Source organism: Aquitalea sp. ASV15, from assembly GCF_016429115.1.
Lineage (GTDB): Bacteria > Pseudomonadota > Gammaproteobacteria > Burkholderiales > Chromobacteriaceae > Aquitalea > Aquitalea magnusonii.
Window position 1 is genome coordinate 1 of record NZ_JAELTZ010000083.1, and the last position, 9,808, is coordinate 9,808.

Genomic DNA, 9,808 nt, shown 5'->3' on the forward strand with positions numbered 1-9,808 from the left:
GGCCCACCGCTCCAGCAGCAGACCGCTCAGCACCCCGGCCAGCGCCGCCAGCATCAGGTCCAGCTTGTAAGGCAGGCCGCGCCCCAGCATGGCGACCACGCCAGCCGCCACGGCGGCCCCCAGCGCCGGGCGGTGCTTGAGCTGCGGCGCCACGATGGCGGCAAAGGTCGCCCCCATGGCGAAATCCAGCCCCAGATTGGCCAGCCCCGGCAGCGACTGCCCCAGACTCACCCCCACCACCGTCCATAACAGCCAGTTGCCATACATGGCCAGCGACGAACCCAGCCAGTACCACTGGCCGCCTGCCGCTCCTTTGGTGCGAAAGCGGTGTTCGACCACGGCAAAGGTTTCATCGGTCAGCCAGAAGGCCAGCGGCCAGCGCCAGGCCAGCGACCAGTCACGGGCAAAGGGCAGCAAGGTGGCGCTATATAGCGCGTGGCGCAGATTTACCACAAAAGTGGTGAGCCACAGCACCGGCAAGGCGGTGCCGGCCCCGATCAGGCTGACCCCGATGAATTGCGAGGAGCCGGCAAACACCAGCACCGACATGCCGATGGCCGTGGCGCTGGACAGGCCGGCGGCAATGGCCAGCGTGCCGAAGATGACACCAAACGGAGCAGCGCCCACCAGCATGGGCACGGTATCGCGCACGCCTTCCAGCAGTAGCGCGCGACGGGATGAACAGGTTTGTGGAGACATGGGATGATGATAAAGGTGAACACAGCAGCCACGCTATCACCATGCATGGCAGGCTGACTTGAACGATCTTGCGCTCAGCGCCGGAGGCTGCGCTGGTAAGCAGCCGGGGTAATGCCCAGCGCGTGCCGGAACACCCGGGTCAGATGCGGCTGGTCGGCAAAGCCCAGCTCCAGCGCCGTGGCCGCCGGACTATGGCCATCGGCCAGCATGCGTCGGGCACGTACCACGCGCAACTGATTGCGCCAGGCCACCGGCGGCAAGCCCAGGTGGCGGGAAAACTGCCGGTTCAGCTGCCAGGGCGACAGCCCCACCGCCTGTGCCAGTGTGGCCAGCGACAGATTGTCCGTCACACAGTCGGCCAGCAGCTGCCGGGCGCGCTCCACCGCCTGTGGCCACGGCCGCAGTGGCCGCTCGGCAATCTGCATATGGCGCAACACCACCTGGCTGAACACCGCATACAGTGCCGTTTCGCGTTGCAGGGTATCCCGGCTGTCGCGCAAGACCTGATGCAGCTGGTTTAGCCGCGCGGCCAGGGGTGGATCGAACACCACGGTCTCGCGAAAATACGGCGTCACCCCGCGCTGACCGCTGATTTCCGCCGCCAGCCGGCCAATCAGCTCGGCAGAGGGATAAAAGCCGCGATAGGCCCAGCCTTGCTGGTGCGCGCACTCGCCAGTATGCACCTCGCCCGGATTCATCAGCACCAGCGCCCCCACCCCGGCAATATGATTGCCGCCGCGATGGCGATAAGCCTGGGCGCCGGCCAGCAAGGCATTCACCACGTATTCTTCGTGAAAATGCGGCGCAAACACCTGCTGCCGGTAAAAGGCATCCAGACATTCCAGCGGCGCGATATCGTCGGCGCGAAAGAAACGGGAAAATTCGTGCTCAGGCAGTGGCATGGTTTGAAACCGGGACGAACAGGGTCCGGCTCATTCTGGCACAGCCACCAGCGGAAAACTTGAACGATCTTGCGCCCGTCAGGAACCGGCCATGAAGGTACGGATGCCGGAGCCGACAAACTGCACACCGACGCAGATCAGCAGGAAACCCATCAGCCGGGTGGTCACCTCGCGCCCGCCACGCCCCAGCCGGGCCGAGATCATGGCCGAGGAACGCAGCACCAGCCACATGCCGAGGCTGGTGCCGGCAATCGCCACAAAAGTCATGCCAAAGGCCAGCGCCTTGGCCGGCCAGCCGGCGAGTTCGGCGATTTCGGTGGAAATGCCGATCACCACCGCGATGGTCCCCGGCCCGCTGATGCCGGGCATGGCCAGCGGGAAGAAGGCGTAGTCTTCGCGCTCGCCGGTTTTGGGCGCCATGCCGGGGTCCTGCGACAGAAACAGCATGCGGTAACCCAGCACCGCCACCACCAGGCCGCCGGCTATGCGCAGCGCACCATAGGAAATGCCGAAAGCCGCCATGATCAGGTTACCGGCCAGCAGGCTGACCAGCATGATGGCGGCGGCAAACAGGCAGGCACGGCGCGCCTGATTGGCACGGCCGGCGTCGTTCATCTGCTGGGTCAGTGAAATGAACAGCGGAATCTTGGACAGCGGGTTGGTAATGGTCAGCAAGCTGAGCAAGCCGCCAAACAGGAACTTCAGGGACAGGGTTTCAAGCATGATGAAAACACATGGAATATCAGCGACCGATTATAAATTTCCCCAGCAGAAATGATAGTGCCGCGTCGTGCCTGCCCATATTGGTGTCGCATCCCGAAAACCCGCGCACCTGCGGCACTTTGTCGCAGTCGGCATGGTCTGATGTGTGCTAATTTTGAGCGCAACTTTTCTGGAGAATCCGATGTCCCTGTCCCGACTGCTGACCCTGCTTGCCGGCCTGCTGCTGGCCGCCACTGTTTCTGCCCACAGCTTCAAGCTGGGCGCGCTGGAGCTGGGCCACCCCTGGAGCCGCGCCATGCCCGAAGCCAGCCCCACCGGCGCGGCCTATCTGAGCATCAAGAACACCGGCAAGGAAGCCGACACCCTGCTGGCCGCCAGCACGCCCCGCGCCGACAAGGCCGAGCTGCATGTGCATGTCAACGACAATGGCGTGATGCGCATGCGTGAAGTAAGCGGTGGCGTGGCCGTGGCCGCCGGCAGCGAAGTGAAATTTGCCCCGGGTGGCTACCACATCATGCTGATCGGCCTGAAGCAGCCGCTGAAGGCAGGCGAACACTTCCCGCTGACGCTGAAATTCGCCAAGGCCGGCACGGTGACCGTGGAAGTGCTGGTGGAAAAAGACGCGCCGATGGCGATGGAACACTGAGGGTTTGGGGCCGGCAAAATTCGGCCAATCTGCTGATTTTTCTGGCCAATTATTGCCACTGCCCGCTTCGGCGGGCATTTTTCTGCCCTACGTTGCGCCAATGTGACATCGTGCAATGCAGCATTCCGCCTTTGTTAGAGTAATCGCTTTACCACCGCACCATCCTTGGGCACACTGGCGTCCGGGAATTGAGTTGAACAACGCTTTGTACTGCTCAGTCCGCCGGTTACCCTACACAGTAGTAAGCGCCAAGTCTGCACTAAAAGAGTCAACACGATGGAGGAGAACGGGTCTTGCCAGTCAAGCCCCGTCAAATAATAGATCGACTCAGGGAACCGGCGGATTTTTCCTCATTCTGCGTTATGCTATCCGGCACTGCATTCAAGCTGGACTCTCATGAATACCCCCATCCTCCCCCAGCCCGCCTTGCCCCGCATTGCCATTGAATATTGCACAGGCTGCCGCTGGCTGCTGCGCGCCGCCTGGATGGCACAGGAGCTGCTGACCACCTTTGAAAAGGAAGTGGGCGAAGTGGCACTGCGTCCCGGCAGCGGTGGCGTGTTCCGCATCAGCATCGATGAGCAGACCCTGTGGGACCGCAAGCGCGATGGCGGCTTTCCCGACATCAAGCAGCTGAAGCAGCTGGTGCGCGACCGGGTGGCACCCGACAAGACGCTGGGCCACAGCGAACGCGCGGCCGACTGATCACGAGGCCGCATGACCGGGCAACGCAAGATCATCCATGTCGATTGCGACTGCTTTTATGCCGCCATCGAAATGCGTGACGACCCCAGCCTGCGCGAAGTACCGCTGGCGGTGGGCGGCCAGCCCGACAGCCGTGGCGTCATCGCCACCTGCAACTACATCGCCCGCCGCTTTGGCGTGCACAGCGCCATGTCATCGGCGCGTGCCCTGCGGCTGTGTCCGCAGCTGATCATCCTGCCGCCGGACCTGCGCCGCTATCGCGAGGCCAGCCAGCAGATCATGGCCATCTACGAGCGCTATACCCCGCTTATCGAGCCGCTGTCGCTGGACGAAGCCTATCTGGATGTCAGCTGCCAGCCACATGAACAGGGCAGCGCCACGCGCATGGCCACCGCCATTCGCCGCCAGATCAGTGCCGAAGTCGGCATCACCGACTCGGCCGGCATCGCACCCAACAAGTTTCTGGCCAAGATCGCCAGCGACTGGAACAAGCCGGATGGCCAGCTGGTGATCCGGCCGCAGGATGTCGACAGCTTTGTACTGGGCCTGCCGGTCGAAAAAATTCACGGGGTGGGCAAGGTGACGGCGGCCCAGCTGAAACAGCTGGGCATTCATCGTTGCAGCGACTTACGTCAATGGGAGAAGCTGGACCTGATGCGCCACTTTGGCCGCTTTGGCGAACGCCTGTACCAACTGGCGCGCGGACAGGACGAGCGGCCGGTATCCACCGACCGCAGCCGCAAGTCCATCAGCGTGGAAGAAACCTATGCCCAGGACCTGCCCGACCTGGCGGCCTGCCTGGACAAGCTGCCGGAACTGATGAGCAAGCTGCAGGGGCGCATTGCCCGGGCGGAGAATCCGCCATTCAAGGGCTTGAGCGTAAAACTGAAGTTTGCCGATTTCAGCCAGACCACGGCCGAACACAGCGGCCGGCAGCTGAGCAGCGCCGACTACCGCGACCTGCTGGAAATCGCCTATGCCCGCGGCCAGCGCCCGGTACGGCTGGTGGGAGTGGGGGTCAGGCTGGCCGATGATGCCGACCAGCCGCAGCAACTGCCGCTGTTCGATGTCCTGTAAGCGGGCTTATTGCTTGCTGGCTTCCAGATAGGCCGCCCGGGCGGCGGCGCTGTCCTGCCAGGTGCGGGCCACGCTGGCACGCTTGCCCAGCAAGGCCAGATAGTCTTCGATGCCCGGAATGATGGTGGTCAGGTCTTCGCCATACACCTGCTGGGTGGATGCTGCCACCAGCGGCAAGATACAGGCGGCAGAAATATCGGCAAAGCTGAAATATTCCCCGGCCAGCCACGGGCCATACTGCACCAGGCGCGACACGGCCAGCAGGCTGCGCTCGATGGCCGCCTTGGCCGCTGCCTTGCCGGCTTCATCCAGCGCGGCACCAAACAGCAGATGGCGGTACAAGGGCGCGGCGGCCGGCATCAGGTACAGATCCAGCATGGTCATCAGTTCGCGCGCGCTGGCACGGCCATTTGGCGTCGGTGGCAGCAGGGCGGCGGTGGGATAGGCATCTTCCAGCCATTCCAGAATCACCGTGGACTCGGACAGGGCATGGCCATTGATGTCGACAAAGGGAATCTTGCCCATCGGGCTCAGTTCCAGCAGCGCCGCTTCCTGCGAGGGACGCGTCGGCACTTCCTGGAAATTGACGCCCTTTTCCAGCAGGGCAATCTTGACCTTGTTGTAGTAAGCGGACAGCTGCACGCCGTAGAGTTTGATCATGCGGTTCTCCTTGCGGGCTGCGCCCAGAGTGAAAGACGGTGTTTTACCCGGCTCCGGGCGCAATGCAAAACAGGCCTTGTCTGCCCGGCTTGGCCGACAACGCCTGCATTATGCCATCTTTCCCGCTCTCAGCCAGACGGCAAGGCCCGCCAAACGGTGCTTTAGCGCGCCATGGCCAGCGACTTCTGCTGCAAACGGCTGCGTAGCAACGGGATCAACTGCTGGGTGGCCTTCTCACCCTCCAGAATGGCCTGGTGCCGTGCCTCGAAGTCGGCCGAGCCGATATTCAGCACATTGGGGCGGATCACCACATCCGCCTGTTTCAGCTCGGCGGCCAGCGTGGGACCGCTCATGATATTGAAGCTCTGGTCCAGCATGGAAAACAGGCCGGTGGCCTTGCCCGGCTTGGGCTTGGCGGAAATATCCACCGCAATGACGAAATCCGCCCCCATCTCGCGCGCTGCCGATACCGGCACCGGGCTGACCAGGCCGCCATCGACATAGCGCTTGCCGCCGATCACCACCGGCAGGAAGACATTGGGGATGCTGGCCGAGGCGCGTACGGCCTGGCCGGTATTGCCCATGCGGAACACCACTTTCTGGCCGGAGTCCAGCTCGGTGGCGACAATGCCCAGCCGGCGCGGCAGTTTTTCGATGGGCCGGTTGCCCAGCTGGGTGTTGATATAGGCTTCCAGCTTCTCGCCCTTGAGGAAGCCCTTGGTGGACAGCGTCCAGTCGGTGAGTTCGGATTCGTCCAGCTGCATGGCCTTGGCTTGCAGTTGCATGCCGTTCAGGCCGGAAGCATACAGGCTGCCCACCACGCTGCCGGCACTGGTGCCGGTGATGATGTCCGGCACGATGCCATTGGCTTCCAGCATCTTGATCACGCCGACATGGGCAAAGCCCTTGGCCGCCCCGCCGCCCAGCGCCAGCGCGATACGGGGCTTGACCGGGACTTTCGGGGGAGTGATTTCGGTTTTGGGTTGGGTCAGGGTACAGGCGGCCAGCAGCAACAGCAGGCTGGCCGGAGCCAGGCGGCGTAGGAATGTCATGATGGATTGAATAAGTAGTGACGGGGTTGGGAGCGTATAGGGCTCGTTTGATTATTGCGGCGCAACATGGTTCCCCTCACCCGTGTCTGCCAGCAGGAAAACATGATTGAGATGGCGCTCGCCCTCCAGCTCGAAAAAGCAATCAGCCCCCTGTTGCAGACCGAGGTGCCGGTAAAAACCCAGGGCCCGCTGATTGCCGTGAAACACGCTCAACCACAAGCCGTGGTAACCCAGCTGGCCGGCCAGTTGCAAGCTGGCTGACAGTAAACACCGTCCCAGCCCCTGCCCGGCAAAACGTGGCATGACATAAAGCGTGGCCAACTCGGCTTGCCACGCCGGCTCTCCAGGGCAGGCGGCAGCCTCTTGCAGCAAGGCATAGGCCAGTAGATGGCCATCACGCTCCAACAGCAGGATGTGCTGTTGCGGGTCGGCCAGCTTGTCCAGAAACACCTGCGGGGTAAAACTGGCTTGCACATAACGCGCCAGTGCCGGACGGATGCCTGCGCTGGCATAGGTATCCAGCCATACCAGGCTGGCCAGTGCCGCCAGGCATGCGGCGTCTTCCGGTCGTGCTGGCCGCAGGCGGTCCGTCATTGTCGTATCAGACCTTGCCCGGCCAGCTGCCCGGTTTGACGAATTCGATCACCTGCCGGCCATCCGGCAGCGTATTGCCCTTTTTCTTCAGCGTACTTTTCCAGGCATGGCCATACACCACTTCATAGGTGGCGGGCAGCGTGCCATCGCGCCGTCGTGTTTCGTAACTGGCCTCGACCCGGCGCCAGGCCTGCTTGCCCATCAGGCCACGGCTGCGGTCACGCGTGGCATTGTGCGCGCCAATGGCCTTGAGGTCGTGCATCACGTCGCGCACCTTGTCGTAGGTGAGCACGATCTTGTCCATGTCCATCACCGGCTCGGCAAAGCCGACGCGCATCAGCGCATCGCCCAGGTCGTGCATGTCGATGAACTGGTTGACGTGGGTGGCCTGGTCCACGCCACCAAAGGCTTCGCGCAGTTCGAACAGGGTGTCCGGGCCCAGCGTGGAAAACATCAGCATGCCGTCCGGCTTGAGTACGCGCTCGAATTCGCTGAACACGCTGTCCGGAATATTCACCCACTGGATGGTGAGATTGGACCAGATCATGTCCACGCTATTGTCGGCCAGCGGCAGCCTTTCCACATCGGCACACACCTGCCAGGGCTGGCTGCGCTTGAACAGTTTTTTCAGCAGGCCGTCGCCGGCGCGTTGACGCTCGCGCGAGGCGCACAGCATGGCGTGGGCCAGATCCAGCTCCACCACCTGGGCTTCCGGATACTGGGCGCGCAGCTGGGCCGCGCCATAACCGGTGCCGGTGCCGGCATCCAGAATCACTTGTGGCTGATGCTTGATATAGGACAGGCGCTCGGCCATGCGGTCGGACACTTCACGCTGCAACACGGCGGCGGAGTCGTAACTGCTGGCGGCGCGCTCAAAAGAGGCGCGGATACGGGCTTTGTCGGTGTAAAACGCTTCGCTCATGCGGAGGCTTCCAGATGCTGGGCCAGCTTGGCGACAAATTCGTCCTGGTGGGACAAAAATGGCGCGTGCGAAGCCTGGGTGAATTCGTGCAGGGTGGCATCGGCCAGGGCAGACTGCAGCCAGCGGCCGGCACCGATGGGGGTGATGGCATCGCGCACCCCGTAAAACAGCGCCACCGGACAATGAATCTGGCCGGCCAGCGCACGCGCATCGGCCTCCAGCAATAATTCGAGTGCCGGCAGCAGGCCTTGCGGCCGGCCGTGGGAAAACAGCTGCTCACGCACCGCCTTGACGGTATCGCGCGCCGCGGGCGCCCCCATCATCTGCAGGGCGAGGAAGCGCTCCAGCGTTTGCTCGAAGGCCCCTTCCAGGCTGGCCCCCACCGCTTCAATGGCAGCGCGCTGCTGGGCGTGTGGCCAGCTGTCGTCGCGCACGAAGCGCGGGCTGGTGGACACCAGCGCCAGGCTCTTGATCTTGTCGGGATGGCGGGCCGCCCAGTGCTGGGCAATCAGGCCGCCCAGCGACCAGCCGACAACTTGTACCGGAAAAGGGAATTGGGCATCGACCAGGTCGGCCACTGCGTCGGCATCAAAGCGCGCCAAAGGAGCGGATGCACCATGGCCGGGCAGATCGACCAGATGCACGCAATAGTGCGCGGCCAGCACGTCGGCCACACGGTCGAATACGCCGCCATGCAGGCCCCAGCCATGCAGCATTACCACGTCCGGGCCACGGCCGCGGCTTTCAACAAACAGAGTCATGGGCAATCAAATGGGGGAGAAAGGTGGTTTTCGCAAGAGCGCGCAGCGAAAGAAAGCCGCCGCGCGGGCTGCCGGCTCAGGCGGCACGGCGAAACTCCTGCACAAAGCGCGCCAGCCGTTCCCAGTCGATGGCGTCAGCCGGGGCCGGGGCGGCAAAGTAATAACCCTGCAATTTGCCACAGCCCATCTCTTGCAAGCGCGCCAGCTGGGCAGCGGTTTCCACGCCTTCGGCCACCACGTCCAGCCCCAAAGCCTGCGCCAGCGCCAGGATGGCACGCACGATGGCAAACGCTTCTTCCTTGCGGTCGACATCAAACACAAAGCTCTGGTCTATTTTCAGCACATCGAAACGGTAGCGGTGCAGATAGGACAGTGCGGAATAACCGGTGCCGAAATCGTCCAGCGCCAGCTTGACGCCCAGATCATGCAGGGCATGCATCACGGTGGCGGCGATGTCCGGCACGTCGATCAGCGCGCTTTCGGTGATTTCCAGATGCAGGATGGCGGCTGGCAGCTGGTAGCTGTCGATGATGTCGCGCATCCACGCCACCAGTTCCGGGTCGTGGAAATTGGCGGAGGACAGATTGATATGCAGGGCGATGTCCGGCGATACCCGCGCCTCGTCCAGCCACCGCCGCAGCTGGCGGCAGGCGGCATTGATCATGTAGCGGTCGACACGGGTGATCAGCCCGCTTTCCTCCGCCATGGGCAGGAATAGCGCCGGCGAAATCAGGCCGCGCAGCGGATGCTGCCAGCGCACCAGTGATTCGAAACCCACCAGCTCGCCACTGTTGGCATCGATAAAGGGCTGGAAATAGGGCTGCAGCTGGTCGTCGACCTCCAGCGCCCGGCGCAATTCGCTTTCCAGCGCCAACTGGTCGGCCTGATTGATGCGCAACTGGTGGTTGAACACGGTATAACCCTGCCGGCCCTGCTGCTTGGTGCAGTACATGGCATGGTCGGCATCGCGCAGCAGCTCTTCTGCCTTGTGATAATGCTCGCGGTCGGCCAGCACCACGCCGACACTGGCGGTGGAGAAGACTTCACGTCCGGCCAGGATCACCGGC

The 9,808-nt window shown here is 63.2% G+C and carries 12 protein-coding genes; 3 read left to right on the forward strand and 9 right to left on the reverse strand.

Annotation, left to right across the window (positions count from 1 at the left end; genetic code table 11):
- The 3 genes from JHD64_RS20040 to JHD64_RS20050 form a co-directional block, all read right to left on the reverse strand.
- Positions 1-699, reverse strand: a 699-nt coding sequence (locus JHD64_RS20040; RefSeq protein WP_233170632.1) for an AzlC family ABC transporter permease, incomplete at its 3' end; no start/stop codon positions are given.
- A 74-nt stretch (positions 700-773) separates the two neighbouring features.
- Positions 774-1,601, reverse strand: a complete 828-nt coding sequence (locus tag JHD64_RS20045; protein ID WP_199055279.1) for an AraC family transcriptional regulator — start codon at positions 1,599-1,601, stop codon at positions 774-776.
- 78 nt (positions 1,602-1,679) lie between these two features.
- Positions 1,680-2,324, reverse strand: a complete 645-nt coding sequence (locus tag JHD64_RS20050) for a MarC family NAAT transporter (RefSeq protein ID WP_059284578.1) — start codon at positions 2,322-2,324, stop codon at positions 1,680-1,682.
- Positions 2,325-2,505: 181 nt separating this feature from the next.
- Here JHD64_RS20050 and JHD64_RS20055 point away from each other — a divergent pair, with 181 nt between their 5' ends.
- From JHD64_RS20055 to dinB, 3 genes are all read left to right on the forward strand, one after another.
- Positions 2,506-2,970, forward strand: coding sequence for a copper chaperone PCu(A)C (locus JHD64_RS20055; protein WP_199055280.1), 465 nt, complete (start codon positions 2,506-2,508; stop codon positions 2,968-2,970).
- Between the two features lie 396 nt (positions 2,971-3,366).
- Positions 3,367-3,675 (forward strand): SelT/SelW/SelH family protein, encoded by a 309-nt coding sequence (locus JHD64_RS20060; RefSeq protein WP_059284580.1) that lies wholly within the window; start codon positions 3,367-3,369, stop codon positions 3,673-3,675.
- Positions 3,676-3,687: 12 nt separating this feature from the next.
- Positions 3,688-4,752, forward strand: coding sequence for a DNA polymerase IV (dinB, locus tag JHD64_RS20065; RefSeq protein WP_199055285.1), 1,065 nt, complete (start codon positions 3,688-3,690; stop codon positions 4,750-4,752).
- Between the two features lie 6 nt (positions 4,753-4,758).
- Here dinB and JHD64_RS20070 read toward each other — a convergent pair whose 3' ends face one another.
- From JHD64_RS20070 to JHD64_RS20095, 6 genes are all read right to left on the reverse strand, one after another.
- Complete coding sequence (locus JHD64_RS20070; RefSeq protein ID WP_059284582.1) at positions 4,759-5,412, reverse strand: glutathione S-transferase family protein; 654 nt, start codon at positions 5,410-5,412, stop codon at positions 4,759-4,761.
- A gap of 161 nt (positions 5,413-5,573) precedes the next feature.
- Positions 5,574-6,464, reverse strand: a complete 891-nt coding sequence (locus JHD64_RS20075; RefSeq protein WP_059284583.1) for a patatin-like phospholipase family protein — start codon at positions 6,462-6,464, stop codon at positions 5,574-5,576.
- 51 nt (positions 6,465-6,515) lie between these two features.
- Positions 6,516-7,058 (reverse strand): GNAT family N-acetyltransferase, encoded by a 543-nt coding sequence (locus JHD64_RS20080; RefSeq protein ID WP_199055286.1) that lies wholly within the window; start codon positions 7,056-7,058, stop codon positions 6,516-6,518.
- A 7-nt stretch (positions 7,059-7,065) separates the two neighbouring features.
- The gene (gene bioC / locus JHD64_RS20085) at positions 7,066-7,980 is read right to left on the reverse strand and encodes a malonyl-ACP O-methyltransferase BioC (protein ID WP_199055287.1); all 915 of its coding nucleotides are present in this window, start codon (positions 7,978-7,980) and stop codon (positions 7,066-7,068) included.
- The gene (bioH, locus tag JHD64_RS20090; RefSeq protein WP_059284586.1) at positions 7,977-8,741 is read right to left on the reverse strand and encodes a pimeloyl-ACP methyl ester esterase BioH; all 765 of its coding nucleotides are present in this window, start codon (positions 8,739-8,741) and stop codon (positions 7,977-7,979) included. The genes bioC and bioH overlap by 4 nt, the downstream gene beginning before the upstream one ends.
- A gap of 76 nt (positions 8,742-8,817) precedes the next feature.
- Positions 8,818-9,808: bifunctional diguanylate cyclase/phosphodiesterase (locus JHD64_RS20095; protein WP_199055288.1), on the reverse strand; the 991-nt coding region annotated here is incomplete at its 5' end.